We start from the raw sequence: 25,139 nt of genomic DNA, 5'->3' as shown, positions 1-25,139 counted from the left end.
GCCGCCGGCGCCGCCGCGGCGCTACGCGAGGTAGGTCCGGGCCGAGTTCACCCGGCCGGGGCGCAGGATCCGGATCGGGCCGCGATTGCAGTCCGGGCAGTCCGCGCGGGTCAGCGGGGAGGGCACCCGCCTGCCGTGCGTGAAGTAGTCGGCGCGCCGCCGGCCGGCGAGATCGGTGGTGTGCCGGATCTCGTACTCCTCTTCCCAGCCGTGCCCGCAGTGCAGGCAGACGAAGGCATACGCCTCGTGAACGGTCTCGGTGTCCCGTTCCATGGTCACCACGCCCTCTCTCCGGGCCCGACGCACCCGCGGCGGGGCCGGACCGGATCCTTGCCGCACCTTCCATTATTGCGCCGCACCACCGCGATCGCGGCCGACCGTCCGCGGCCCGCGGCGACTCAGCCGCGCACCCGCGCCAGCGCCTCGTACACCGCCGCGACCAGCCCCCGGTTGCGCGGATCACCGCCCGCGGTGCCGCCCCCGTACCGGTTCATGGCGTACCCGTACGACAGCCCGTTCTCCGGGTCCGCGAAGGCGTACGACCCGCCCGCGCCGCCGTGCCCGAACGCCCGCCGGCTCGGGCCCACCCGGCCCTCGCTGTTGACCATGTAGCCCAGCCCCCAGCTGACCCCCGGGGTGCCCTCCGGGACCAGCGCGCCCAGCGTCAGATCCGGCTCGCCCGGCCGGCTCTGCGGCCGGCGCATCTCCTCCAGGGTGGTGGGGGATACCAGCCCGCCGCCCGCCAGCGCACCGTAGACCGCGGCCAGGCCGTGGGCCGCGGCGTGGCCGTTGCCGGACGGGATCTCGGCGGCGCGGTAGGCGGCGCTGTTGACGTCGCCGGTGGGGATGGACAGCAGCGCCAGTGAGAGCGGCGCCAGCGGATGGTCGTCCAGCCCGCCGAGCGGCGGCCTCGGCAGGTCCGGGAACAGCTCGGTGAGCAGCGCCGCGTCCAGCCGCCCGACCATGTCCGCGCAGTGCGCGTGCTCCTCGGCGGGAGTGCCGATGAACACCCGAGCACCGAGCGGCCCGGTGATCTCGCTGCGCAGGAACGCGCCCAGCGACTGCCCGGTGATCCGCCGCACGACCTCGCCCACCAGATACCCGAACGTCACCGCGTGATAGCCCTGCGCGGTCCCCGGCTCCCACCAGGGCGCCGTCGCCGCCAGCGCGCCGCACACGTACTCCCAGTCGTAGGCGCCCCCCGGGGACAGTGGCTCCCGGGGCGCGATCAGCCCGGCGCGGTGGCTGAGCAGCCAGCGCACGGGTATGTCCTCCTTCCCGGCCTGCCCGAACTCCGGCCAGTAGCGGACGACCGGTGCGTCCAGGTCCAACTCGCCCCGGTCCGCGAGGAGATGGGCGCACAGCGCGGTCATCCCCTTCGACGTCGAGTAGACGTTGACGAGGGTGTCCCGCTCCCAGGCCCGGCTCCGGTCCCCCGTGGTGTGGCCGCCCCAGAGGTCCACCACCGCCTCGCCGTCCAGCGTCACCGCGACCGCCGCCCCGATCTCGCCGTGCTCGCGGAAGTTCCGCTCGAAGGCGGTGCGTACGCCCTCGAAGCCGGCTGCGCAGTGGCCGCTGACGGTGGCTGCTTCCACGGTCGCTCTCCTCACGTCGTCGCGGTGCGGTGGGGGTCGTAGGGCGGGGCGGGTGCGGGCGCCGGCCGGTGGCGCGCCCGCGGGTCCGTCCGTGCGCCGCCGCGGTCCGCGCGTACGTAGGCGCGTCCCTACGGATGATCCGCCCGGATCGATGCCTCTGGCAACCGTGGCCACCCGGAGGGCGGAAGGCCGGCCCGGCCGGCGCAGCGCCGCGGACCGGCGAAACCGGTACGGCCGGCCCGCGGGCACCCGGCAGGATGGCCCCCATGACCCCCATGACCACAGCCCCGATCCGCCCCGTCCAGGCCCTTCTCGTCGTCGACGTCCAGTCCGCCTTCGTCTCCGGCGGCGAGGCGGTGCCGGACGCGGCCCGGGTGCTCGACCGCACCCGCGATCTGCTGGCCCGGGCCCGCGCGGCCGGCGCGCTCGTGGTGCACCTGCAGAACGACGGCGCGCCCGGCACCGCCGACGAGCCGCACACCCCCGGCTGGGAACTCCACCTGCCCGTCGAGCCCGGCCCCCGCGAGACGGTGGTCCGCAAGACGGACGACGACGGCTTCGAGGACACCCGGCTCGGCGAACTCCTCACCGGCGCCGGGGTCCGGGAGCTGGCGCTCTGCGGTGTGCTCTCCGAGATGTGCGTCAGCGCCACCGCCCGGACGGCGCTGCGGCGCCGCTACCGCGTCGTCCTGCCGCACGACGCGCACGCCACCTACGACATCCCCGCCGCCCCCGGCATCAGCGAGGCGGTCCCGGCGGCGATGTCCTCCCGGGCCGCCGAATGGGCCCTCGGGGACGAGGTCGAGATCGTGGCCCGCGCGGCCGATGTGCCCTTCGCGGCCGGGGAGTTGACGGCGGAGCGGGAAGCCGCGGGCGCTCGGGTGAGGTGACCGGCGCGTAACCGCCGCGGCTGCTCCGGCCCCGCCTCGCCGGAGGCTTCCGCCGCTCTCCTCCGGGGGCCTCCCCCCTCCCCCTCCCGCCCCACCCCGCCCCCGTGCCCTCCCTCACGGCAGGTTTTTCTCCAGGGCGTCGATGTACGCGGCCATGGCGTGGTCCCGGATGCCGGGCGACGACGGGGCGAGCAGCTCGGCGGTGAGGCGCTGGGCATGGCCGAGCAGGCCGCCGGTCAGCGGCATGGTGTTGTGGACGCCGCCCCGGGCGTCGATGTAGCGCAGCGCGGAGACATGGCGGAAAACCGGCTCCGGCGGCAGCTGCGGCACGATGTCGTCGTGGTTGGCGAAACGGTACATCCGGTGCGCGAAGGCGGAGTTGACCTCCTGGGCCAGCACCGGGTCGCAGGCGCGGGGCTGGCCGAAGGTGTAGACGCCGTCGGCGGGCAGCCGGGGGTCCTCGAAGTGCAGCCGGGCGGCGGCCAGCATCGCCAGGGCGCCGCCCAGGCCGTGGCCGGTGAACCAGAGCGTCTGGTCGTTGTCGCGGAACTCCTTGAGCGCGGTGAGGATCTGCGGCCAGACCGCGTCCAGCGCCTCGGCGAAGCCGGGGTGGGCGGTGCCCCGGCCGCCGGGGCCGGGCCACGGAGGGGTCCCGGGGCCGGCCAGCCAGTCCCGCAGCGCGGCGGGCTCGGCACCCCGGAAGGCCGTGATGATCATGTGCTGCCCGGTGAGGGTGTACGCCTGGACGTCCGGCAGGGGGAACGGCGGGCGGAACGCGGCGTGGTGGTGGCGCACCCGGTCGAGGCCCCACTGAGCGGCGGTGGCCGCGACGGCCGTCTCGTCCTGGTACGCGAGGTCGGCGGCGCGCGCCATGCAGAGCGCCTGGCGGATGCTGTAGCCGGTGGCGTGCTGGTCGACGAGGGTGCTGGTCAACGGAGGCTCCCAGTGGATGCGACGACGGACGACGGCAGGGACGACAGGGCGACTACACACAGCTCGCTCTGACTACACAACGTAACGTTGCCGCGTCGCGGCGAGCGGGTGCGCCCGTTTAAACCACTCGTTCGAGCCTCGGGTCGCACACGCCGCGGTGCGGGGCGAGCCTGGAAGCGTCCGGCTCCCACAGGAAGGTCCCACAGTGAACAGCGCGGAACAGGCGTCACACGCGGAACATGTATCGGCCGAGGTCGTGGTGGAACTCGAAGGCTGCAACGCGGAGGACGCGCACGCCGTCTTCAGCGCGCTGCGCACCTCCTTCGCCTGCGACCGGGCCGCGGACGACGTGCCCGCGGAGCTGGCCGGGCCGGGTGCGACGGTGTGGACCTCGACCTTCGACGTGAGCGAGCGCCGGGCCGAGGCCGGGCCCCGGCGGCTGAAGGGCCCCGTCGTCGTCAGCCTCCAGGGCGGCTACTGGGCCGTCGACCAGCTGTGCAACGCCCTCAGGAACGCGTTCGCGGTACGCGTTCTGGGCACGGCCGCCGGCGACCAGGAGAAGGAGGTCGAGCTGCGGCTGGAGACCCTGCCGCAGACCGTGGGAAGAGGGGCGAACTAGTGGCGGGCGGCCCTCGCCCGCAGGGCGCCGGCGGACCGCACCCCGTGAACGGCCGGCGCTCCGAACTGACCCTCACCGTCAACGGGACCCCGCACACCCTGACCCTGGACCACCGCACCACGGTCCTGGACGTGCTCCGTGAGCACCTCGGGCTCACCGGCGCCAAGAAGGGCTGCGACCACGGGCAGTGCGGCGCCTGCACGGTGCTGGTCGACGGACGGCGCGCCAACAGCTGCCTGCTGCTGGCCGTGGCGCACGACGGGCGGCGGCTGACCACCATCGAGGGACTGGCGGAGGGGGAGCGGCTGCACCCCCTCCAGGAAGCGTTCGTCGCGTACGACGCCCTCCAGTGCGGCTACTGCACCCCGGGCCAGATCTGCTCGGCCGTCGGCGTGCTCACCGAGGCCGCGGACGGCTTCCCCTCCCATGTCACCCCGGACACCGCCGCGTCCGGGGCGCCGGTCGCGCTCACCGCCGACGAGATCCGCGAGCGGATGAGCGGCAACCTCTGCCGGTGCGGCGCCTATCCCCGCATCGTCGACGCCGTCGGGGCGGTGGCCGGGGTCGCCGGAGCGGGGGCGGCCGGGGCATGAAGCCGTTCGGATACCTGCGCGTGGACAGCGTCGACGAGGCGGTACGGGCCGCCGCCGGGCAGCCCGGAGCCCAGTTCCTCGGGGGCGGCACCAATCTCGTCGATCTGATGAAGCTGGGGGTGGAGGCCCCGCGGGTGCTCATCGACGTCAGCCGGCTGCCGCTGGACCGGATCGAGGAACTGCCGGACGGCGGACTGCGGATCGGCGCGATGGTCCGCAACGCCGACCTCGCCGCCGCCCGCCCCGTACGCGAGCGCTATCCCGTGCTGTCGCAGGCGGTACTGGCCGGGGCCTCGGGGCAACTGCGGAACACCGCGACCACCGGCGGCAACCTGCTCCAGCGCACCCGCTGCCCGTACTTCCAGGACACCTCGAAGCCCTGCAACAAACGGGAGCCCGGGAGCGGCTGCCCGGCCCGCGACGGTGACCACCGCGACCTCGCCGTACTCGGCCACTCCGCGCACTGCGTCGCCACCCAGCCCTCCGACATGGCCGTCGCGCTGGCCGCCCTGGACGCCACCGTCCGGCTGCACGGCCCCGAGGGCGAACGCACCGTCCCGGCCACCGACTTCCACCGGCTGCCCGGCGACAGTCCCGAACGCGACACGGTGATCCGGCTGGGCGAACTGGTCACCGCCGTCGAGCTGCCGCCGCACCGCCCCGGCGCCCACTCGCGCTACCGCAAGGCCCGCGACCGCGCCTCGTTCGCCTTCGCGCTGGCCTCCGTCGGCGCCGTACTCGCCGTCCGCGACGGCGTCGTCGAGCACGCCGCGCTCGCCTTCGGCGGGCTGGCGCACCGGCCCTGGCGCGCCCGCGCCGCCGAGGAGGTGCTGCACGGCGCACCCGCCACCGAGCGGACCTTCGCCCGGGCCGCGGACGCCGAACTCGCCGCCGCCGAACCGCTCCGCGACAACGGCTTCAAGGTCCCCCTCGCCCGCGCCCTGGCCGTCGGGGTGCTGGCCGACCTCGCGGCCCGCGGCTGACCCCGTCCCCGGACCCCGTCCCCCGACCGCAAGGACGCGCGCCATGAGCCACGACCCCCCGGAGCGAGCACCGGCTTCACAGGAGTGGAAGCCGCCGGGCCCGCCCGCGTACCCGCTGGGCGCACCGCTCGTCCGCCGCGAAGCCCGCGACAAGGTCACCGGCACCGCCCGGTACGCGGCCGAGCACACCCCGCCCGGCTGCGCCTACGCCTGGCCCGTCCCGGCCACCGTCGCCCGCGGCCGGATCACCGAGCTGGACATCGGCCGGGCGCTGGCGCTGCCCGGGGTGATCGCCGTACTGACCCACGAGAACGCGCCCCGCCTGGCGTCCACCGGCGACCCCACCCTGGCCCTCCTCCAGGAGGACCGGGTTCCGCACCGCGGCTGGTACATCGCGCTCGCCGTCGCCGACACCCTGGAGGCCGCCCGGGACGCCGCCGACGCCGTCCACGTCACGTACGCCACCGACGGGCACGACGTGCGGCTGACCGCGGACCACCCGGGGCTGTACGTCCCGGAGCGGGTCAACGGCGACTTCCCGGCGGTCCGCGAACGCGGCGACTTCGACGCGGCGTTCGCCGCCGCACCGGTGACCGTCGACGCGACCTACACCGTGCCGCCGCTGCACAACCACCCCATGGAACCGCACGCCGCCACCGCCCGGTGGAGCAACGGCCACCTCACCGTCCACGACTCCAGCCAGGGCGCCACCAGGGTGCGCGAGGACCTGGCCGCCCTGTTCAAGCTCGGCATCGACGAGATCACCGTGATCTCGGAGCACGTCGGCGGCGGCTTCGGCTCCAAGGGGACTCCCCGCCCCCCGGCCGTGCTCGCCGCGATGGCCGCCCGGCACACCGGCCGCCCGGTCAAACTGGCCCTGCCGCGCCGCCAGTTGCCCGCCGTCGTCGGCCACCGTGCGCCCACCGTCCAGCGGGTGCGCATCGGAGCCGGCCGCGACGGCGTGATCACCGCCCTCGCCCACGAGAGCGTCACCCACACCTCCACGGTCACCGAGTTCGTGGAACAGGCAGCGGTCCCGGCGCGCATCATGTACACCTCGCCGAACAGCCGCACCGCACACCGCGTGGCCGCCCTCGACGTCCCCACCCCCTCCTGGATGCGCGCCCCCGGCGAAGCCCCGGGGATGTACGCCCTGGAGTCCGCCGTCGACGAACTCGCCGTCCTCCTGGAGACCGATCCCGTCGAACTGCGCCTGCGCAACGAACCCGACACCGAGCCGGACACCGGTCGCCCCTTCAGCAGCCGCCATCTCGCCGACTGCCTCCGCGAGGGCGCGGAGCGCTTCGGCTGGCACCCCCGCGACCCGCGCCCCGCCGTCCGCCGCCACGGCGACCTCCTGCTGGGCACCGGCGTCGCCGCGGCCACCTACCCCGTCTACATCGGCGCCACCCAGGCCGAGGCGCACGCCGCCGCCGACGGCGGCTACCGCATCCGGGTCAACGCCACCGACATCGGCACCGGCGCCCGCACCGTCCTCGCCCAGATCGCCGCCGCCGCGCTCGGCGCCCCCGAGGACCGCGTCCGGGTCGACATCGGGAGCAGCGACCTGCCGCCCGCCATGCTCGCCGGCGGCTCCGCGGGCACCGCGTCCTGGGGGTGGGCGGTCCACAAGGCGTGCACGGCGCTGCTGGCCCGGCTGCGCGGCCACGAAGGGCCGCTGCCCGCCGAGGGGGTCACGGTCACCGAGGACACCCACCTGGAGACCGCCGAGCGGTCCCCGTACTCCCGGCACGCCTTCGGCGCCGTCTTCGCCGAGGTCGGGGCCGACCTCCGCACCGGCGAGATCCGGGTGCGCCGGCTGCTCGGCCAGTACGCGGCGGGCCGGATCCTCAACCCCCGTACGGCTCGCTCCCAGTTCATCGGCGGCATGACCATGGGCCTGGGCATGGCCCTGACGGAAGGCAGCTCCCTGGACCCGGCCTTCGGCGACTTCACCGCCTGCGACCTGGCCTCGTACCACGTCCCGGCGCACGCCGACGTCCCGGCCGTCGAGGCGTACTGGCTCGACGAGGAGGACCCGCACCTCAACCCCATGGGCAGCAAGGGCATCGGCGAGATCGGCATCGTCGGCACCGCGGCAGCCATCGGGAACGCCGTGTGGCACGCCACCGGCGCCCGGCTGCGCGACCTGCCGCTGACCCCCGACCGACTCCTGCCCCACCTGCCCTGAACGGGCCGGGACCCGAACGGACCACCACCTGTTGCAGGCCCGAAACCCCGGGGCCACGATGGCGTATGACCCATACGTGACGAATGCTCACTCTTCTTGTTCGGGGTTCGTTTGGTCCAACGAGGTGAAGGTGGTGAGCCTCGCGGTGAGGAGCCACGACATGACACTTCCCGGCGGCCGGCACTACACGGTCGAACTGCACGCCGCGGCGGAGCGCGTACCGCAGATCCGACGGATCATCGCCGCGCATCTGCGGTACTGGAATCTCGAACTGCACATCCCGCCCGTGTGCAGGGGAGTGGCGGAACTCCTCACCAACGTCCACCGCCATATCGGCGCGGACACCCGGTGCGTGGTCGAACTCCGCTGGACCGGCCGCCACCTGACCGCCTCGGTCGCCGACGACGGCCCCCGGCTGCCGCGGCTGAGCAGCGCGGCCGGCGGCGGACTCGCCAAAGTGGCCGCACTGAGCGACAGCTGGGGCACCTGCGGCACGCCGACCGGCAAGGTCATCTGGTTCACCCGCCGGGTCGAGGCCGCCCGCACCGCGCCGGTGACCCCGCAGGTGCCGCTGCGCAGCGTCCCGGACGTGGTGGAGCCCGCCCCCGCCGCGGAGCCCGCGCCCGTCGCGGCACCCGGCCCCGCCGCGGAGCCCGCCCCCGTGCACCCCCTCGCGCCGCCGTGCGAACCCGCCGCGTCCGAGGCGTCGCTGGTCTGACGCGCGGCCGGTGGGATCGCGGCGTGTTCCCGCCGTGTCCCGCCGGCCGCGCGGGCGCCGCCGCTACGATCGCGGCATGGCAACGGCCCCGCCGCCCCTGAGCGCCGTACGGCACCGCGATCGCGCGGTGCCGCTCCGGGCGCTGTGGGCGGCCGTGCTGCTGCTCGCGGTGCTGCTCGCGCACGGCGCGCGGGCGGAGAGCGCCGAGGGGCACCTCGACAGCGCCGTACCGGCCGCCGCCCGGACAACCGCCGCCGCCCAGCGGGCCATTGAAGCCTTGGACGGCGCACCTGCTCGGCGCGCCGCGCACACGGTGCAGCCAGCGCACTCCGCGCCCGCGGACCCCGCCCACCACGCGGACCACCCGGCTCCCGCCGGGCATCCCGCGCACCCGGTGTGCCTGGCGGGCCAGGTGCAGCAGGGCGCCGAGCTGGCGCCGCCGCGCGCCGTGTCGTTCGCCGGCTCGCCGTGCCGCGCCCCCGTCCCGGCCCGGTACGGCACACCCGCCGACGCGTTCGCCCTGCCACCGCCGTCCGGCACCACGGGCTCCGTCGTCCAGCAGGTCTAGATTCCCGGCCGGTTCCGGCCAACTTCCGGTTCCGCACGACCTCCTGCTGCTTCCGCACGCCCTGTGTACGGAGACCCTGTGCCCCGACGCACCCCCCTCCGCTTCCCGTTCCGTGCCGCCGCCGCCCGCCCCCTCCTCCGGCGGCTGGCCCTGCCCCTGCTGCTCGGCGGGCTGCTGCTGGCCGCCGTGCCCTGCGGCGCCCACACCCCGCACCACCACCGCACCGCGGGTCCGGTGACCGCGGCGCCCGTCGCCGGCACCGCGGCGGACGGCGGGCGCTCCGACGACACCGACTGCCCGCCCGACGCGGCCGGACGCATCCCCCCGGCCCGCTCCGCCGCGGCCGGGCGTACCGCCGCCGCGCCGGGCGCCGCGCCCGGTGTTCTCGGGACCGCCGTGCGCTCCGCCGCCGCCCGCCGTCCGGCCGCGGCCGGACGCGCCGCGCGCCACGGGCCGCCCCGCGGCGGCCGGCCGACCCTCGCCGCCCTCTGCCGGTGCCGGATATAGGAGCCGCCGCGGCGCGCCGTGCCACCGCCGGCCGGCCGCCGGACGCGCCCCACCGTCCGTACCCGGAACACCGAACGAGAGCGAATCATGCAGTCTCCACCCGCACTTCCCGACCGTCCCCTCCCCGTCCCCGCGGCAGCACCCGGCACCCCCGGCCCCGCGGCTCCGCTCGCCCCGCCCCCGGCGTCCGCCGTGTCCGGGCTCGTCGGCAACACGCCCGTACTGCACATCTCCGCGCCGCTCACCCCGCCGGACCGCGGCTTCTGGGCGAAACTGGAGGGCAGCAACCCGGGCGGCATCAAGGACCGCCCCGCGCTCCACATGGTCGAACGCGCCCGCGCCCGGGGCGACGTGCGGCCCGGCGCCCGGATCGTGGAGTCCACCAGCGGCACCCTGGGCCTGGGCCTGGCGCTCGCCGGGATGGTGTACGGGCACCCCGTCACCCTGGTCACCGACCCCGGGCTGGAACCGGCCATGACCCGGCTGCTGACCGCCTACGGCGCCGACGTCGACCCGGTCCCCGAGCCCCACCCCGACGGCGGCTGGCAGCAGGCCCGCCGCGACCGGGTCGCCGAACTCCTCGGCCGGCACCCGGGATCGTGGTGCCCGGACCAGTACCACAACCCCGACAACACCACCGCCTACCTGCCGCTGGCCCTCGAACTCGCCGCCCAGCTGGTGCACATCGACGTCCTGGTGTGCAGCGTCGGCACCGGCGGCCACTCCGCGGGCGTGTCCCGGGTGCTGCGCCAGCTCTACCCGGAGCTGCGGCTGGTCGGCGTCGACACCGTCGGCTCGACCATCTTCGGCCAGCCCGCCCGCCCCCGCCTGATGCGCGGACTGGGGTCGAGCATCTACCCGCGCAACGTCGCCTACGAGCAGTTCAGCGAGGTGCACTGGGTCGCCCCCGCCGAAGCGGTGTGGACCTGCCGGCAGTTGGCGGCCTCGCACTACGCCACCGGCGGCTGGAGCGTCGGCGCGGTCGCGCTGGTCGCCGGCTGGCTCAGCCGCACCCTGCCGCCCGGCGCCCGTATCGCGGCGGTCTTCCCGGACGGACCGCAGCGCTATCTGAGCACCGTGTACGACGACGCGTACTGCGCCGCCCACGGACTGCTCGGCGCCCCGCCGCCCGACGCCCCGGAAACCCTGCGCCACACAGGAGAGCGGGAGGTCACCCGCTGGAGCCGCTGCGAGCGGGTCGCCGACCCGCTCGGCCCGGCGGAGGTGGCGTCCCGGTGAAGGGCACCCTCGCACAGGTCCGCTCCTACGAGCGCAGCGTGCAGTTGCTGATGGTCAATCAGTTCACCATCAACCTCGGCTTCTACATGCTGATGCCGTACCTGGCCGCGCATCTGTCCGGGACGCTGGGCCTGGCCGGCTGGCTGGTCGGGCTGGTGCTCGGCGTGCGCAACTTCAGCCAGCAGGGGATGTTCCTGGTCGGCGGCGCGCTCGCCGACCGGTTCGGCTGCAAACCGCTGATCGTGGCCGGCTGCCTGCTGCGTACGGCGGGTTTCGCCGCGCTGGGGCTGGTGGACGCGCTGCCCGCCCTGCTGGCGGCGTCCGCGGCCACCGGCCTGGCCGGGGCGCTGTTCAACCCGGCGGTCCGGGCGTATCTGGCGGCCGAGGCGGGAGAGCGCCGGCTGGAGGCGTTCGCCCTGTTCAACGTCTTCTACCAGGCCGGCATCCTGCTCGGCCCGGTCGCCGGGATGGTGCTGACCGGAGTCGGCTTCCGGCTCACCTGCCTCGTGGCGGCCGGGATCTTCGCGCTGCTCAGCCTCGTCCAGCTGCGCGCGCTGCCGGCCCGCGGCGGCACCGCCGGCCGGTCCGGCGCCGCGGCCGACCGGTCGGGGCTGCTCGCGCAGTGGCGCGGCGTGCTCGCCAACCGGCCGTTCCTGCTGTTCTCCGGCGCCATGATCGGATCGTACGTGCTGTCCTTCCAGGTCTACCTGGCGCTGCCGCTGGAGGTGAAGCGCCTGGGCGGCGAGGGGCGTTCCGGAACGGCGGCGGTGGCGCTGCTGTTCGCCGTCTCGGGGCTGAGCACGATCCTGGGCCAGACCCGGGTGACCGCCTGGTGCAAGGCCCGGATGGCGCCCGGGCACGCGCTCGCCAGCGGCCTGGTGGTCATGGGGCTGGCGTTCCTCCCGCTGCTGGCGGCCACCGCGCTGCCGGTGCCGGCCGGCGGCCCGGCCCGCTGGCTCCTCGCCGCGCTGCCGCCGGCACTGACCGCGCTGCTGCTCGCCGTCGGCACGATGACCGCCTACCCCTTCGAGATGGACACCATCGTCCGGCTCTGCGGCGACCGCCTGGTCGCCACCCACTACGGGCTCTACAACACCGTCTGCGGTATCGGCATCACCCTCGGCAACCTGCTCACCGGCGCCGCGCTGGACGCCGCCCGCGCCGCCGGACTGCCCGCCCTGCCCTGGACGGCCCTCCTGCTGCTGGGCCTGGTCTGCGCCGCCGCGCTCCGGGCCCTGCACCGCACCGGCCGGCTCGCCCCGGCCGGTGGACCGGAGGTGGCGCTGCGCTGAGGGAGCCGCGCGGCCACCCCCGGACCCCCGGGGGTGGCCGCCCCGCGCACCGGGCCGTCCCGCACCGCGGCCCGCCGGGGAGTTCGCGGTGCGTACCGCGCCGGGCCACCTTGAGGACACCCCCCCTTCCCGAGCACTGGTTCCTCTTGGAACACTGCTGACCGCGGTTTCCCCCAGGGCCGTATCCGCACCACCCGTACGACCTGATCACCCGTCATCCCCCACCGCGAGGTCCCCAGACTCATGCCTGATATCAACCGCCGGCGCTTCCTCCAGATCGCGGGTGCCACCGCGGGCGCCTCGGCGCTGTCGAGCAGCATCGCCCGCGCCGCGTCGATCCCGGCCAAGCGCACCTCCGGCTCCATCAAGGACGTCGAGCACATCGTCGTCCTCATGCAGGAGAACCGTTCCTTCGACCACTACTTCGGCGCGCTGCGGGGCGTCCGCGGCTTCGGCGACCCGCGCCCGGTCACCCTGGAGAACGGCAAGTCCGTCTGGCACCAGTCCGACGGCACCAAGGACATCCTCCCGTACCACCCCGATGCCAAGGACCTCGGCATGCAGTTCATCGAGGGCCTCAACCACGACTGGCACGGCGGCCACCAGGCGTGGAACAACGGCAAGTACGACCAGTGGATCCCCGCCAAGGGCACCGGGACCATGGCGCACCTCACGCGTAAGGACATCCCGTTCCACTACGCGCTCGCCGACGCCTTCACCATCTGCGACGCGTACCACTGCTCGCTGATGAGCTCCACCGACCCCAACCGCTACTACATGTGGACCGGCTACGTCGGCAACGACGGCAAGGGCGGCGGCCCCGTCGTCGGCAACGAGGAGGCCGGCTACGGCTGGACCACCTACCCGGAGCGCCTGGAGAAGGCGGGGATCTCCTGGAAGGTCTACCAGGACATCGGCGACGGCCTCGACGCGAACGGCAAGTGGGGCTGGATCGAGGACGCCTACCGCGGCAACTACGGCGACAACTCGCTGCTCTTCTTCAACCAGTACCGCGACGCCAAGCCCGGCGACCCGCTGTACGACAAGGCCCGCACCGGAACCGACGCCAAGAAGGGCGAGGGCTACTTCGACCAGCTCAAGGCCGACGTCAAGGCCGGAAAGCTGCCCCAGATCTCCTGGATAGCCGCCCCCGAAGCCTTCTCCGAGCACCCCAACTGGCCCGCGAACTACGGCGCCTGGTACGTCTCCCAGGTGCTGGACGCCCTCACCTCCAACCCCGAGGTGTGGAGCAAGACCGCGCTGTTCATCACCTACGACGAGAACGACGGCTACTTCGACCACGTCGTCCCGCCGTTCTCCCCCGGCTCCAGCGCCCAGGGCCTGTCCACCGCCGACGTCAAGCTCGACAACTTCCCCGGCAACGCCACCTACGCCGCCGGCCCCTACGGCCTCGGCCAGCGCGTCCCGATGCTCGTCGTCTCCCCCTGGAGCACCGGCGGCTACGTCTGCTCCGAGGTCTTCGACCACACCTCCGTCATCCGGTTCATGGAGCGCCGCTTCGGCGTCCACGAGCCCAACATCACGCCCTGGCGGCGCGCCATCTGCGGCGACCTCACCTCGGCCTTCGACTTCTCCCTGGAGAACACCAAGCCGGCGCCGCTCCCCGACACCAAGGGCTACCAGCCGCCGGACAACAAGCGGCACGACAGCTACGTCCCCAAGCCGCCCGCCAACCCGGTCCTGCCCAAGCAGGAGCACGGCTCCCGGCCCAGCCGCCCGCTGCCCTACGCCCCGCTGGCGGACGGCACCGCGGACACCGCGGGCGGCCGCTTCACGCTCACCTTCAGCAGCGGCAGCACGGCCGGCGCGTGCTTCCTGGTCGCCGCCGGCGACCGCACCGACGGCCCCTGGACCTACACCACCGAGGCCGGCAAGAAGATCTCCGACACCTGGAACACGGCCTACTCCAAGGGCAGTTACGACCTGACGGTGTACGGCCCGAACGGCTTCCTGCGCGTCTTCAAGGGCCCCGGCAAGAAGAAGACCCCCGAGGTGACCGCCCGCCACAACGCCGCCTCCGGCCACGTCGAGCTGTCCCTGACGAACCCGGGCACCGCCCCCTGTCGCCTCACCATCGCCGACGCGTACGGCGGCGGGAAGCAGACCGTCCGGGTCGACCCGGGCGGCACCGTCACCCGGTCCGTCGACCTGAGCGCCGGCAAGCGCTGGTACGACCTCACGGTCACCGCCGACACCGACGCCGGTTTCCTGCGCCGGTTCGCGGGCCATGTCGAGACCGGCAAGCCGGGCGTCAGCGACCCGGCCATCATCACCGGCTGACCCCGGTCGGCTCCGTGCACGGGCCTCCGCCGAGACCGGCGGGGGCCCGTCGCGTCCCGGACCGGGGACGCGCCCCCGTCGCCTTGCCCTGGAGTGCACTCCACCTCCTAGCGTGTGATCCGCAAGGACCCACGGGCGAGAAGAACTAGGGGAACACGTGCGGTACACACTGTTCGGCAGGACCGGCCTGCGCGTCAGCGAACTGGCCCTGGGCGCCATGACCTTCGGCGAGGACTGGGGCTGGGGCGCCGCCAAGGACACCAGCGGACGGCTCCTCGACGCCTACGCCGACGCGGGCGGCAACTTCGTCGACACCGCCAACAACTACACCGGCGGCACCTCGGAGACCATCCTCGGCGAACTGCTCGACGGCCGCCGGGACCGGTTCGTGCTCGCCAGCAAGTACACCTGCGCGACCGTCCCGGGCGATGTGAACTCGGCCGGCAACCACCGCAAGAACCTCGTCCAGTCCGTGGAGGCCAGCCTGCGCCGGCTGGGCACCGACCGCCTCGACGTGCTGTGGGTGCACGCCCGCGACAACTTCACCCCCGTCGACGAGGTGATGCGGGCGCTGGACGACCTCGTACGGTCCGGCAAGGTGCTCTACCTGGGCGTGTCCGACTGGCCCGCCTGGGAGATCGCGCAGGCCAACACCCTCGCCGAGCTGCGGGGCTGGACCGCCTTCGCCGGCTCGCAGCTGCGCTACAACCTGCTGGAGCGGACCGTGGAGCGCGAACTGCTCCCGCAGGCCCGCGCGTTCGACCTGGCCGTCCTCGCCTGGGCCCCGCTGGCGGCCGGCAAGCTCACCGGCAAGTACCGGCGCGGCGAGAGCGGCCGGCTGGACGGCCAGGACGGGCACGACCGCGCCGACCACAACGAGGACGAGACCGTCACCGCCGTCCTGGAGATCGCCGAACAGGGCGGCTGGACCCCGGCACAGGTGGCCCTGGCCTGGCTGCGCAGCCGCCCCGGCAACATCATCCCGATCATCGGCGCCACCAAGGAGGCGCAGCTGGCCGACAACCTCGCCAGCATCGACGTCACGCTCGACGCGGACGCGCTGGAGCGCCTCGACGCCACCAGCGAGGTCCCGCTCGGCTTCCCGCACGCCTTCCTGCGCGAGCCCGGCGTCACCGAGAACGTCTACGGCGACCGCTGGGCCGCCATCGACGACCGGCGCTCGACCTACCGGCGCACCACCGGCGAGATCCGCTGACCGGAACGGCCCGGCGCACTACGCCGAACGCCGCTCTCCCGATGGCCGGGCCGCGGGCGCTGCGGTCCACTGAGGTGGGCGGACGGTCCGCCCGCCTCAGCGCGCGCCGAAGGAGACGTCCGATGCGCCACACCGCCAGGACGGCCGCCACCGCGGTGGCCGTCACCCTGCTCGCCGCAGCCGTCGGCGGCTGCTCGCACGGCGGTGGCGGGACCACCCCGTCACCGTCCGCCACCCCCTCCGCCCCGAGCGCCAGCCCCCGGCCGTCCGGGTCGCCGGCGGCGGGCGCGGTGACCATCCGGGTGCGCTCCGGGCCGCTCGGCACGTTCCTGGTCGACGGGCAGGGCCGGACGCTCTACCTCTTCGTGGCGGACAAGGGCCACACTTCGACCTGCTATGGCAAATGCGCCAAGGTCTGGCCGCCGCTGCTGGTGACCGGCGCGCCGCAGGCCGGCAGCGGCGTCCAGAGCGCGCTGCTCGGGACCACGACCCGCCGCGACGGCACCAAGGAAGTCACCTACAACGGGCATCCGCTGTACTACTTCATCGCGGACAGGCACCCCGGGGACGTCAGGGGCCAGGGGTCGAACGACAGCGGGGCGAAGTGGTGGGTGCTAGATCCCTCGGGCAAGGAGATCACCAAGCCCGCGCCGAGCGGCAGCCCGGGCGCCGGTACCGGCAGCGCCAGCCCCGGGTCCTGACCATGCGCCCGGTACGGATCGCGGTGGCGGCCTCGGCGCTCTGCCTGGCCGCCCTCACCGGCTGCTCGCACACCGGCGGCGGCCCGTCCCCGTCCCCGTCGGCGTCCGCCCCCTCGGCCTCCGCCCCGGGGAACGCCCGGACGCGGATCGTCATCAAGGACTTCGCCTACCAGCCCGCCACGCTGACCGTGCGGCCGGGGACCAAGATCACCGTCGTGAACGAGGACAGCGCGCCGCACACCGTGACGGCCACCGGCGCCGGCAAGCCCTTCGACACCGGCAACCTCGAGCAGGGGCAGAGCGCCGTGATCACCGCGCCCACGAAGCCCGGCAGCTACCCCTACATCTGCACCGTCCACCCCTACATGAAAGGCACCCTGACGGTCCGCTGACCCGGCCTTACTTGAGGGCGCTGCGCTGCTGCCACTGCTGCCAGGTCTCCTGCCAGACCTCCAGGCCGTTGCCGACACCGGTCTTCTTGGTGCTGGCGCTGCCCTTCACCTCGACCGTGGAGCCGACCGTCAGGAAGTCGTAGACCCGCTTGGCGTCCGAGGTGGTCATCCCGAAGCAGCCGTGGCTGTTGTTGACCACGCCGATGGACTTGTTCCACGGCGCGGAGTGCAGGAACGTCCCGGACGCGGTGAGGTGGGTGACCCACTGGGAGTCCAGCATCCACTCGTCGCCGTGCCCGATGGTGGCGGAGTCCATGGTCTCCGCCGCGTTCTTGCTGCGTACGGTGTGCACCCCGCCGCGGGTGGGGTCCTGCACGGAGCCGGCGGAGCCCTTCACGCTGCCGACCGGCTTGCCGTTCTCGTACATCGTCAGGGTGTGCGAGGGCACGTCGATGACGGCCTTGTGGTCGGCGCCTATGGTGAAGCCGAAGTCGTAGTCCCGGACGAACCAGCCGCCGTCGCCGGAACTGACCCCGGACAGCGCGCCCTTGACGGAGACCTTGGTGCCGGCCGGCCAGTAGTCCTTGGGCCGCCAGTCGATCCGGTCCTTGCCCGACCAGTCAGTGACCCAGCCCCAGGCGCCCTCGACGTGCGGCTGGGTGGTGACCTTCAGGGCCTTCTCGATCTCGGCGCGCCGGTCCTTGGCTATGGGGTGGTCGAAGAGGATCGAGGCCGGCATGCCGGTGCCCACCGTCTGCCCGTTGCCGGGGGTGTTGGTGAGCTTGTTGACCTTGTCGGCCTGCTCGGTGGTGAAGGTGGCGGTGGCGGCGGACTCCTTGCCCTTCGCCGACGTGGCCTTGGTGTGCACGGTGTACGTGGTCTTCGGGCGGACCCTGCCCTCCGACTTCCATGACGTACCGTCAGCCGCCAGCTTGCCGGGAACCGTCGCCCCCTTGTCGTCCTTGACGTCGACCGCGGTCAGCTTCCCCCCGTCGGCCTTCACGGATATCGGCGAGCCGAGCTTCGCCGGCGTGGCGCCGGCGGCCGGGGTGACGGTCACCTTGGCCGCCGGCCCGGCCGCCTCGGACGAACCGGCGCCGGTGCCGCACGCGGTCATCAGGAGTCCCGCCGCCAGCAGGGCGGGTATCAACCGGGCGGTGTGGCGACGTGTTCCGGCGTGCACGAAGGTCCCTCCAAAGCAGAACAGCTGAGAGCGGCGGAGACGGTGGCATCCGCCGCATATCCAGACGTTTTGTCTGCTTCGGAGGTTGTGCGGTGCATCGAATAATTAGGACACAGTTCGATATCCATGGGGACGGAAGGGGCCGAGTGTCCGGGCCGGACGGCTGCCGGCCGTCGGGCCCGGACCCGTCGGGCCCGCTCTAGGACGACTGCCCGGGGGTGCCGGGCTGCGGTGGGGTGCTCGGCCCCTGGGGCGTACCGGGCCCGGGGGTGACCTGCGCCGGCGGCGATCCCGGCGATCCCGGCGACCCCGGGGATCCCGACGGCGTCTCGCCGGGCGACGTCGCGCCGGACGGCGAGGCTCCGGTCCCGGATGGGGACCGCGGCGACGCCGACGTGGAGCCCGAGGGCGAGGTCGACCCGGGGCCGAACGGCGATTCCGACGGCGCCGGTGTCGCGGTGTCCGTGCTGCCGTCGTCGCTCTCGGGACGCCTGAAGTACTGCCCCGTCTGCGGGTCGAGCAGCACGAAGCTGCCGACCGGCGCCGGCGCCCGCCGGACCGTCACCTCCTTCGACGGCTGGTAGCCGGGCCAGGGCTTGCCGACCGGCTTCGGTGCGCCCTGGATGGCGACCGGCGGCGTCAGCGGGTTCCCGCACGCGCAGCGCACCCGCGGCACCCCGTACGCGTCGACCAGCACCGCGGTGCCCGCCTGGAGCACCGCCTGGTAGCCGGTCGCCCGGCCGTCCTTGTAGCCGTGGTTGGTCACCCGGGTGTCCGCCAGCAGCTGCACGGAGGTCAGCGACCGCAGATACGCCGGCAGCGCGTCCGCGGTCCTGCCCTGGACGGCGGCGAACGCCCGCGCCTTGTCCGAGTTGGCCCGCAGATAGCGGATCTGCTTCTCGACGTCGCAGCTGGCGGCGTCGCGGCTGCCGCCGTACAGGCCGGGCGCCGACCCCTCGACGACGGTGACCTTGCCGTCGCCCCGAGCCGGTGGGCCGGGCACCGGCGACGCGGGCGCGCCGCCGTTCTCCGCCGTCGACTCGGTGAACGGGTCGTTGCCGGCGGCGCCGGCCGGTTGCAGGAACAGCTCGCCCTTGCCGGAGCCGCCGCCCATCCGCGTGAACACCACGGCCAGGACCACGGCCAGCACCACCGCGCCCGCGATGATCGCCACCCGCGGCGCCGAACGCCACCAGGGCCGCCCGTCGCCGGGTCCGCCGCCCGGGCCGCCGCCTCCGCCGCCCCCGCCCCCGCCCCCGTCGCCGGGGCCGCGCGGGGGAGCCGGTCCGCCCGGCGCGGTGGACTGCTCCGGCTGCTGCCAGGGGCGGGTCGGTTCGTGCGGGGGCTCGGACGGGGAGCCGGACAGCGGCCCCGACGGGGGGCCGGTCGGCTGCCCCGGCGCCTGGCCTTCCGGCGGCGGTGGAGATGTCACAGGTCCCTCTTCCGGCGCTTTCGGGCCATCCAGATCCGAGGATTTTGCCCGTATCCATACAGGTTCAGACCATTGTGTGCGGCTGACCGGCGTGCTCCGCAAGCGGGGCGGCGGCCCCCGTGCTTACGGTGGCCGGGACGCCAACCCCCGCCCCACGAGCAGCAACCGGGGCCCGCCCCACACCCCCGTACCGCGCCCCGCAGGAGGCAGCGTGAGCCAGATGCGCGGCCCGGCAGCGGCCGGCGCCGGAAGCCCGGCACCCCCCGGCGGCGGCCCGCCGTTCCTCCGGGGCTGGGCGGAGGCCCTCGGCACCGCGCTGGCCGGCCTGGTCACGATGCTGGTGGTCGCCGCCCTCGGCCTGTGGGCGGCCGGCGCGGCCGGTCTGCCCGGCGGGGCGTTCCCCGCGGTCGTCGCGGCGGCCGTCGTCACCGCGGCCGGCGGTTCGGTCGACGCCGCCGGCGACGCCGGGATCATCGTCCAGGCGCACGCCGCCCTCGACGTCGTCCCGCTGTCGGTGACCCTGGCCGGCGCCCTGGTGACCGCGGCCGTCTTCCTGCTGCCGCTGCGCCACCGCGCGGTGGCCTCCACGGGCGAACTGCTCGGCCGGATCGCCCGGACGGCCGCGTGCTGGCTGGTCCTTCTGCTGCTGCTCGCGCTCGCCGCCCACCACGACTTCACCATCACCGTCGGCAACGACATCGCCGACGAGCTCGGCGCCGTGCTCGGCACCACCCCCACCGTCGGTTTCCGCGCCGACGTCCCGGCCACCCTCGGCTTCGGGCTGCTGTGGGTGCTGGCGGTGCTCGCGCTGACCTTCCTGGTGTCCCGCAGGGCGCCGCTCTCCTCCCGGCTGCTGCACTTCCAGGACTCCGTACGGCCGCCCGCGTTCGCGATGCTGCTGACGCTGCTGGTCTACGCGGCGGTCGGGCTGGTCGTCGGCGTGATCGAACTGATCACCAGGGACCGGCCGGCGCAGACGCTCGCGGTCATCCTGCTCGGACTGCCGAACCTGGCCTGGCTGGCGCTGGGCATCGGCACCGGCGGCGGCTGGTCCGGCCACGTCGACAAGGCCCTCGGGCTGCCGCTGCCGCACATCCTGGACGAGGTGCTGCACACCCGGCGCGGCACGCACACCCTCGACCTCGGCTCGATCGGGGAGCACGACGGGCGGGTCTGGCTGCTGGTGGTGCTGGCGGCCGTGGTGCTGCTCGGCGCCGCGTTCGCCGCCGCGGTCCGCTCCCCGGCCCGGCTGCCGGCGTGGCGCTGCGCCCTGGAGATGGCGGTGGCGCTGGCGCTCACCCTGCTCGTCGTCGGACTGGTCACCCGGATCGACGCCCACTACGGGCTCTCCCTGATCGGCGTCGGGGACCTGACCGGCAACCTCGGCGGCGGCGTCACCCTGGAGCCGCAGCTGTGGCGGCTGGTCGGGGCGGGTGCCGCCTGGGGCCTGGTCACCGGATTCCTCGGCAGCCTGCTGGCCCGGCGGGTACGCCACCGCGGAGAAGCCCCGGACGCGGAGGACGCCCGCCCGCCGGAGCGCTGAACGGGCCCCGCGCTCCGGGCCGCCCGCCGCTACGGTCCCCGGGCGGCGCGGCCGGGGAACACCGGGATCGCCCAGCGCGGTGGCGGCGGGGGAGCGGTGCCCGGCGGGCCGCCCCGGGCCGCCCGGTCGTCCACCCGCGTCGGCGCGGGCGCCGGGGGCGCGGCACCGGGCGCCGCGGTCCGCCCCGCCGCCCGGAGCGCCTCCACGAACCCCCGGCAGGTCTCGTAGCGGTCCTCCGGTGTCTTGGCCAGCCCGCGGACGAACACCGCGTCGACCCCCGGCGGCAGGTCCGGCCGCAGCTCGCTCGGGGCCGGCGGCGGGTCGTACTGATGCGCCCAGAGCAGCGCCATGTCGTCCTCGCGCCGGAACGGCGGCGCCCCGGTCAGCATCTCGTAGGCGACGCAGGCCAGCCCGTACACATCGCACCGGCCGTCCACCGGGCGGCCCGAGATCTGCTCGGGCGCCACGTAGTCGAGCGTGCCGACGAACTGGCCGACGCTGGTGAAGCCGGTCAGCGACAGGGACTTCTTCGTCAGCCCGAAGTCGGTGAGGTAGACGTGCTCCGGCCGGTCGCTGTCGGTGCCCTCCGCGACCAGGATGTTGCCCGGTTTCACGTCGCGGTGCACCAGGTCGTGGGCATGGGCGGCGTCCAGCGCGGAGGCCACCTGGAGCGCGATCCGGCAGGCGGTCTCCAGCGGCAGCCGGCCGTCGCGGTCCAGCAGCGCCCGCAGATCGCTGCCCTGGACGTAGCGCATGGCGATGTAGAGCAGCCCCTCGGTCTCCCCGGCCTCGAAGACCGGCACGATGTGCGGATGGTCGATCGCCGCGGCCACCCGCGACTCGTGCGCGAACCGCTTGCGGAAGGTGTCGTTGCGGGCGAGTTCGGGCGCCAGCAGCTTCAGTGCCACCGTGCGCCCCAGCTTCAGGTCCTCGGCACGGTAGACCACCGCCATGCCGCCCCGCCCGATCTCGTCCTGGAGCAGATAGCCGGCGATCCGGCGGCCCCGCAGACCGGAGGAGTCGGGGACGGTGGAGCGGTCCCGCTGCGCGGACTGCCCGTTCACCGGAAGTCACCCGGCCGCGGCGGCGGTTCGGGCGGCGGGCCGCCCGGCTCGGCGGAGCCGCCGGAGCCGGCCGGGGAGCCGGAAGCCGGCCGGTGCGGCGGCGGTTCGGACGGTCGCTCCGGCCAGGAGGGCAGGCGCGACGGCGCCGGCTCCGCGGCGTGCCCCGGCCCCGAACCCGAAGCCGGACCCGCACCCCGTCCCGCGTCCGCCCCCGCCGCACTCCCCGCACTCCCCGCGCTCCCCGCACCCTCCTTCTCCCCGGGCCCGCCCGCATCCGCCGAGGGCGCCTGGGCCACCGCGAACGTCTGGAGCGCCGCTCCGTCGCAGTAGCACCACCGCTCGTGCCGCGCGTCGTAGAGCCACATCGCGTCGCCGTCGACCACCACCCCCACCCGCGTCCCCCGGGTCCGCGCACCGAACGACTCCCCGTCCAGCCGCCCGGCCAGCAGCTCGTCCACCAGCTGCCGGTAGCGGCCCAGCGCGCCCTCCGTGGTGCCCAGCAGCGGCCGGGGGTCCGCGGTCCGGGCGGCGGCCTGCCCGGCGGCCGGCGGGCCGTGCGGCACGGACAGCAGCAGCCGCCCGTCCACCCACGCCGACCAGCCGTTGGAGCAGAGCGCCAGCGCCCAGTCGCCGCGCCGCTCCACGACCTGCACGGGCAGCAGCGGATCGAGCGGCACCAGCGGCCGGGTGGCGTCCGGCGCCGCCCAGGTCGCCAGCCCGCCCGGCGGGACGACATGGCTGGGAAGGAAGTCCGGCGAGGTCACAAGCGGCTCCTCGGCGCGCGCCCGCGCGCCCTCTCGGCTACTGACGCATGATCTCGGGCTCGTGCCGCCGCAGCAGCCGGTAGACGAGGAAGCCGAGCACCGTCGACAGCACCACCAGCATCCCCATGTCCAGCAGCCACGGGCCGGCCGCGTGCCGGAACAGCGGGTCCGCGGTGATCGGTCCCGGTTGCAGCCGGTACAGGCCGACGGTGCCCGCCATGGCCCCGAGCGCCCAGTGGGACGGCACCAGCCACGACAGCTGCTCCAGCACCGGTGTGCCGCGCAGCGAGTGCAGCGCCCCGCAGAACACCACCTGGACGATCGCGAGGAGGACCAGCAGCGGCATGGTGACCTCCTCCTTGCGCACCAGCGCGGACACCAGCAGGCCCAGCATCATCGCGGTGAACGCCAACAGCGCCACGGCAAGCGTGATTTCGAGCAGCGGTGGCATCAGCACCCCTTTGCCGCCCGGGGTGTTGAGGTCCACCCCGACCAGCGCGACCAGCGTCAGCACCACCGCCTGGACCACCGTGACGGTCCCGAGCACCAGCACCTTGGAGAGCAGATACGCCGACCGGGACAGCCCCACCGCCCGCTCCCGCTGGTAGATCACCCGCTCCTTGACCAGTTCGCGGACCGCGTTGGCGGAGCCGGTCAGCACCGCGCCGACGCACAGGATCAGCAGCACGTTCGACGCCGAGTCCGAGGTCAGCTTCCCGGTGCTCAGGCCGTGCGCCATCCCGCCCATCACGAACGGCAGCGCCACCATGATGATCAGAAACGTGCGGTCCGACGACAGCGCCGCCGCATACCGCCGCATCAGCGTCCACAGCTGCCTGCCCGGGTGCCGGGTCGCCGGCTCGGGCACCGGTTCGCGGGGCTCGGGGGCCCGCGGCGGCTGTCGGGTCTCCGCGGCCACATACCTCCGGTACAGCGGCGAGGCCCGGAACTCGCCCGCCCAGTCCCGCCCTTGGTCGTTCTCGAACGCCTCGAACGCCTCCGGCCACTCGGCCAACCCGAAGAACGGCAGTGCCTCTTCCGGCGGCCCGTAGTAGGCGATGGTGCCGCCCGGCGCCATCACCAGCAGCCGGTCGCAGACGTCCAGGCTCAGCACGCTGTGGGTGACCACGATGACCGTGCGGCCGTCGTCCGCCAGCCCGCGCAGCATGTGCATCACCGACCGGTCCATCCCCGGGTCGAGGCCGGACGTCGGCTCGTCGAGGAAGAGCAGCGACGGCTTGGTCAGCAGCTCCAGCGCCACGCTGACGCGTTTGCGCTGGCCGCCCGAGAGGCGGTGGATCGGCAGGTCGGCCCGGTCGACGAGGCCCAGTTCGCGGATCACCTCGTCGACCCGGGCCTCCCGTTCGGCCGGGGCGGTGTCCTCGGGGAAGCGCAGCTCCGCCGCGTAACCGAGGGCGCGGCGGACGGTGAGCTGGGTGTGCAGGATGTCGTCCTGCGGGACGAGTCCGATGCGCCGGCGCAGTTCGGCGTAGTCCCGGTAGAGGTCGCGGCCGTCGTAGAGGACGGTGCCCTGGTCGGCCGGCCGCAGCCCGGTCAGCGCGTTCAGCAGCGTCGACTTGCCCGCCCCGCTGGGGCCGACGACGGCCAGCAGCGACTTCTCACCCACCGGGAAGGACACCTGGTCGAGCAGGGTCCTGCGGTCGCGGTTGCCGCCGACTCGTACGGACAGCTCCTGTACGTCGAGCGACACCTCGCCGGTGTCGACGAACTCCTGGAGCTGGTCGCCGACGAGGACGAACGCGGAGTGGCCGATGCCGATGATGTCGCCTGGCAGCACCGGGGCCCGCTCGACGGGACGGCCGTTGAGATAGGTGCCGTTGTGGCTTCCCAGGTCCACGATTTCGTAGCCTCCGGGTTCGTGGTCTCCCGGACCGGCGCGCAGCTCTGCGTGCCGCCGCGAGACCGCCAGGTCGTCGACCACCAGGTCGTTGTCGGCCGCCCGGCCGATCCGGGTGGTGCGCGCCGACGGAAGCGGCCGGACCGTACTGGGCCGCCGGAAGGTGTGGGTGGCCGCCGGGTACGACACGGACGAGGGGCGCCCCGACCGCTTGGGCCGGGGGATGCCGCTGAGTACTGCGCACGGGCCGTCGGCGGGGTTGCCGAAGCGGATCACGCTGCCCGGCCCGACGCCGGACTGCTGCACCCGCCGCCCGTCGGTGTAGGTGCCGTTCGTGCTGCCCTCGTCCTCCACCAGCCAGTGGCCTTCGGAGGCGCGCAGCACGGCGTGGTGCCAGGAGACCCGGGAGTCCTTCAGGACGAGGTCGCTGGCCGGGTCCCGGCCCACGTGATACGCGTGGTCCGGGGTGATCACCTGGGCGCCGCCGTCCGACTCGACGACGAGTTCGGGCGCATGCGACGCATCCGGCCGCTCAGCCATATCTCAGATTTTACGGC

At 74.5% G+C, this 25,139-nt stretch carries 23 protein-coding genes; 15 read left to right on the top strand and 8 right to left on the bottom strand.

The genetic code is table 11. The features are described 5' to 3' along the window. Positions 1–21 precede the first annotated feature (21 nt). Both GR130_RS29215 and GR130_RS29210 read right to left on the bottom strand, forming a co-directional pair. On the bottom strand, positions 22–273 hold the full coding sequence (locus tag GR130_RS29215) for a hypothetical protein (RefSeq protein ID WP_236574033.1): 252 nt from the start codon (positions 271–273) through the stop codon (positions 22–24). Between the two features lie 125 nt (positions 274–398). After that, a complete protein-coding gene (locus tag GR130_RS29210) occupies positions 399–1,595 on the bottom strand; it encodes a serine hydrolase domain-containing protein (protein WP_159507483.1) in 1,197 nt (398 codons plus the stop codon). A 266-nt stretch (positions 1,596–1,861) separates the two neighbouring features. Between GR130_RS29210 and GR130_RS29205 the strand changes: the two genes are divergently transcribed. Beyond that, a complete protein-coding gene (locus GR130_RS29205) occupies positions 1,862–2,485 on the top strand; it encodes an isochorismatase family protein (RefSeq protein ID WP_236573633.1) in 624 nt (207 codons plus the stop codon). 114 nt (positions 2,486–2,599) lie between these two features. Here the strand turns inward: GR130_RS29205 and GR130_RS29200 are convergent, their stop codons facing one another. Then, entirely contained in the window at positions 2,600–3,418 is an 819-nt protein-coding gene (locus GR130_RS29200) for a lipase family protein (RefSeq protein WP_201305031.1), read from the bottom strand. 205 nt (positions 3,419–3,623) lie between these two features. On the opposite strand from GR130_RS29200, the gene GR130_RS29195 reads away from it, so the two are divergent. The 13 genes from GR130_RS29195 to GR130_RS29135 all read left to right on the top strand — a co-directional run bounded on the left by GR130_RS29195 (position 3,624) and on the right by GR130_RS29135 (position 16,738). Further along, positions 3,624–4,037 carry a hypothetical protein gene (locus GR130_RS29195; protein WP_159507482.1) on the top strand — a complete coding sequence of 138 codons (414 nt, stop codon included), beginning with the start codon at positions 3,624–3,626 and terminating at the stop codon, positions 4,035–4,037. Positions 4,038–4,081: 44 nt separating this feature from the next. Next, positions 4,082–4,630 carry a 2Fe-2S iron-sulfur cluster-binding protein gene (locus tag GR130_RS29190; RefSeq protein ID WP_236573631.1) on the top strand — a complete coding sequence of 183 codons (549 nt, stop codon included), beginning with the start codon at positions 4,082–4,084 and terminating at the stop codon, positions 4,628–4,630. Next, positions 4,627–5,613 (top strand): FAD binding domain-containing protein, encoded by a 987-nt coding sequence (locus GR130_RS29185; protein WP_159507480.1) that lies wholly within the window; start codon positions 4,627–4,629, stop codon positions 5,611–5,613. Before GR130_RS29190 ends, GR130_RS29185 begins: the two co-directional genes overlap by 4 nt. Before the next feature lie 43 nt (positions 5,614–5,656). Further along, positions 5,657–7,804: a xanthine dehydrogenase family protein molybdopterin-binding subunit gene (locus GR130_RS29180; protein WP_159507479.1), complete on the top strand. Its 2,148-nt coding sequence runs from the start codon at positions 5,657–5,659 to the stop codon at positions 7,802–7,804. Positions 7,805–7,964: 160 nt separating this feature from the next. Beyond that, positions 7,965–8,522 carry an ATP-binding protein gene (locus GR130_RS29175; RefSeq protein WP_159507478.1) on the top strand — a complete coding sequence of 186 codons (558 nt, stop codon included), beginning with the start codon at positions 7,965–7,967 and terminating at the stop codon, positions 8,520–8,522. A gap of 76 nt (positions 8,523–8,598) precedes the next feature. Next, positions 8,599–9,090: a hypothetical protein gene (locus GR130_RS29170; protein WP_159507477.1), complete on the top strand. Its 492-nt coding sequence runs from the start codon at positions 8,599–8,601 to the stop codon at positions 9,088–9,090. A 78-nt stretch (positions 9,091–9,168) separates the two neighbouring features. Next, positions 9,169–9,597 (top strand): hypothetical protein, encoded by a 429-nt coding sequence (locus GR130_RS29165; protein WP_159507476.1) that lies wholly within the window; start codon positions 9,169–9,171, stop codon positions 9,595–9,597. 87 nt (positions 9,598–9,684) lie between these two features. Continuing rightward, positions 9,685–10,836 carry a PLP-dependent cysteine synthase family protein gene (locus GR130_RS29160; protein WP_159507475.1) on the top strand — a complete coding sequence of 384 codons (1,152 nt, stop codon included), beginning with the start codon at positions 9,685–9,687 and terminating at the stop codon, positions 10,834–10,836. After that, the gene (locus tag GR130_RS29155; protein ID WP_159507474.1) at positions 10,833–12,128 is read left to right on the top strand and encodes an MFS transporter; all 1,296 of its coding nucleotides are present in this window, start codon (positions 10,833–10,835) and stop codon (positions 12,126–12,128) included. The genes GR130_RS29160 and GR130_RS29155 overlap by 4 nt, the downstream gene beginning before the upstream one ends. A 243-nt stretch (positions 12,129–12,371) precedes the next feature. Then, entirely contained in the window at positions 12,372–14,429 is a 2,058-nt protein-coding gene (locus GR130_RS29150; RefSeq protein ID WP_159507473.1) for a phosphocholine-specific phospholipase C, read from the top strand. A gap of 157 nt (positions 14,430–14,586) precedes the next feature. Beyond that, positions 14,587–15,645, top strand: a complete 1,059-nt coding sequence (locus tag GR130_RS29145) for an aldo/keto reductase (RefSeq protein ID WP_159507472.1) — start codon at positions 14,587–14,589, stop codon at positions 15,643–15,645. Positions 15,646–15,767: 122 nt separating this feature from the next. Continuing rightward, on the top strand, positions 15,768–16,346 hold the full coding sequence (locus GR130_RS29140; RefSeq protein ID WP_159507471.1) for a COG4315 family predicted lipoprotein: 579 nt from the start codon (positions 15,768–15,770) through the stop codon (positions 16,344–16,346). A 2-nt stretch (positions 16,347–16,348) separates the two neighbouring features. After that, complete coding sequence (locus tag GR130_RS29135) at positions 16,349–16,738, top strand: cupredoxin domain-containing protein (protein ID WP_159507470.1); 390 nt, start codon at positions 16,349–16,351, stop codon at positions 16,736–16,738. Between the two features lie 7 nt (positions 16,739–16,745). Here the strand turns inward: GR130_RS29135 and GR130_RS29130 are convergent, their stop codons facing one another. Next, a complete protein-coding gene (locus tag GR130_RS29130) occupies positions 16,746–17,921 on the bottom strand; it encodes a L,D-transpeptidase family protein (RefSeq protein WP_236573629.1) in 1,176 nt (391 codons plus the stop codon). A 199-nt stretch (positions 17,922–18,120) separates the two neighbouring features. Then, on the bottom strand, positions 18,121–19,353 hold the full coding sequence (locus GR130_RS29125) for a DUF6777 domain-containing protein (protein ID WP_159507469.1): 1,233 nt from the start codon (positions 19,351–19,353) through the stop codon (positions 18,121–18,123). A gap of 211 nt (positions 19,354–19,564) precedes the next feature. Between GR130_RS29125 and GR130_RS29120 the strand changes: the two genes are divergently transcribed. Next, positions 19,565–20,896 carry a streptophobe family protein gene (locus GR130_RS29120; RefSeq protein WP_159507468.1) on the top strand — a complete coding sequence of 444 codons (1,332 nt, stop codon included), beginning with the start codon at positions 19,565–19,567 and terminating at the stop codon, positions 20,894–20,896. A 29-nt stretch (positions 20,897–20,925) separates the two neighbouring features. On the opposite strand, the gene GR130_RS29115 is transcribed toward GR130_RS29120, so the two are convergent. Genes GR130_RS29115 through GR130_RS29105 form a run of 3 tightly spaced genes read right to left on the bottom strand, consistent with a single transcriptional unit; the run spans position 20,926 to position 25,122 of the window. Next, positions 20,926–21,960 carry a serine/threonine-protein kinase gene (locus GR130_RS29115; RefSeq protein WP_159507467.1) on the bottom strand — a complete coding sequence of 345 codons (1,035 nt, stop codon included), beginning with the start codon at positions 21,958–21,960 and terminating at the stop codon, positions 20,926–20,928. Next, positions 21,957–22,724, bottom strand: coding sequence for a hypothetical protein (locus GR130_RS41010; RefSeq protein ID WP_236573627.1), 768 nt, complete (start codon positions 22,722–22,724; stop codon positions 21,957–21,959). Before GR130_RS41010 ends, GR130_RS29115 begins: the two co-directional genes overlap by 4 nt. 37 nt (positions 22,725–22,761) lie before the next feature. After that, on the bottom strand, positions 22,762–25,122 hold the full coding sequence (locus GR130_RS29105; RefSeq protein WP_159507466.1) for an FHA domain-containing protein: 2,361 nt from the start codon (positions 25,120–25,122) through the stop codon (positions 22,762–22,764). Positions 25,123–25,139 lie beyond the last annotated feature (17 nt).

Origin of the sequence: Streptomyces sp. GS7 (genome assembly GCF_009834125.1) — a bacterium.
Classification (GTDB): domain Bacteria; phylum Actinomycetota; class Actinomycetes; order Streptomycetales; family Streptomycetaceae; genus Streptomyces.
Note: the sequence above shows the minus strand (reverse complement) of the source record. Positions and strands in the feature narration are given on the sequence as shown.

Coding starts and splice junctions, on each gene's coding strand:
- GR130_RS29215 (WP_236574033.1), bottom strand. CDS start 273: ATGGAACGGGACACCGAGACCGTTCACGAGGCGTATGCCTTCGTCTGC.
- GR130_RS29205 (WP_236573633.1), top strand. CDS start 1,862: ATGACCCCCATGACCACAGCCCCGATCCGCCCCGTCCAGGCCCTTCTC.
- GR130_RS29185 (WP_159507480.1), top strand. CDS start 4,627: ATGAAGCCGTTCGGATACCTGCGCGTGGACAGCGTCGACGAGGCGGTA.
- GR130_RS29180 (WP_159507479.1), top strand. CDS start 5,657: ATGAGCCACGACCCCCCGGAGCGAGCACCGGCTTCACAGGAGTGGAAG.
- GR130_RS29175 (WP_159507478.1), top strand. CDS start 7,965: ATGACACTTCCCGGCGGCCGGCACTACACGGTCGAACTGCACGCCGCG.
- GR130_RS29170 (WP_159507477.1), top strand. CDS start 8,599: ATGGCAACGGCCCCGCCGCCCCTGAGCGCCGTACGGCACCGCGATCGC.
- GR130_RS29160 (WP_159507475.1), top strand. CDS start 9,685: ATGCAGTCTCCACCCGCACTTCCCGACCGTCCCCTCCCCGTCCCCGCG.
- GR130_RS29150 (WP_159507473.1), top strand. CDS start 12,372: ATGCCTGATATCAACCGCCGGCGCTTCCTCCAGATCGCGGGTGCCACC.
- GR130_RS29140 (WP_159507471.1), top strand. CDS start 15,768: ATGCGCCACACCGCCAGGACGGCCGCCACCGCGGTGGCCGTCACCCTG.
- GR130_RS29135 (WP_159507470.1), top strand. CDS start 16,349: ATGCGCCCGGTACGGATCGCGGTGGCGGCCTCGGCGCTCTGCCTGGCC.
- GR130_RS29105 (WP_159507466.1), bottom strand. CDS start 25,122: ATGGCTGAGCGGCCGGATGCGTCGCATGCGCCCGAACTCGTCGTCGAG.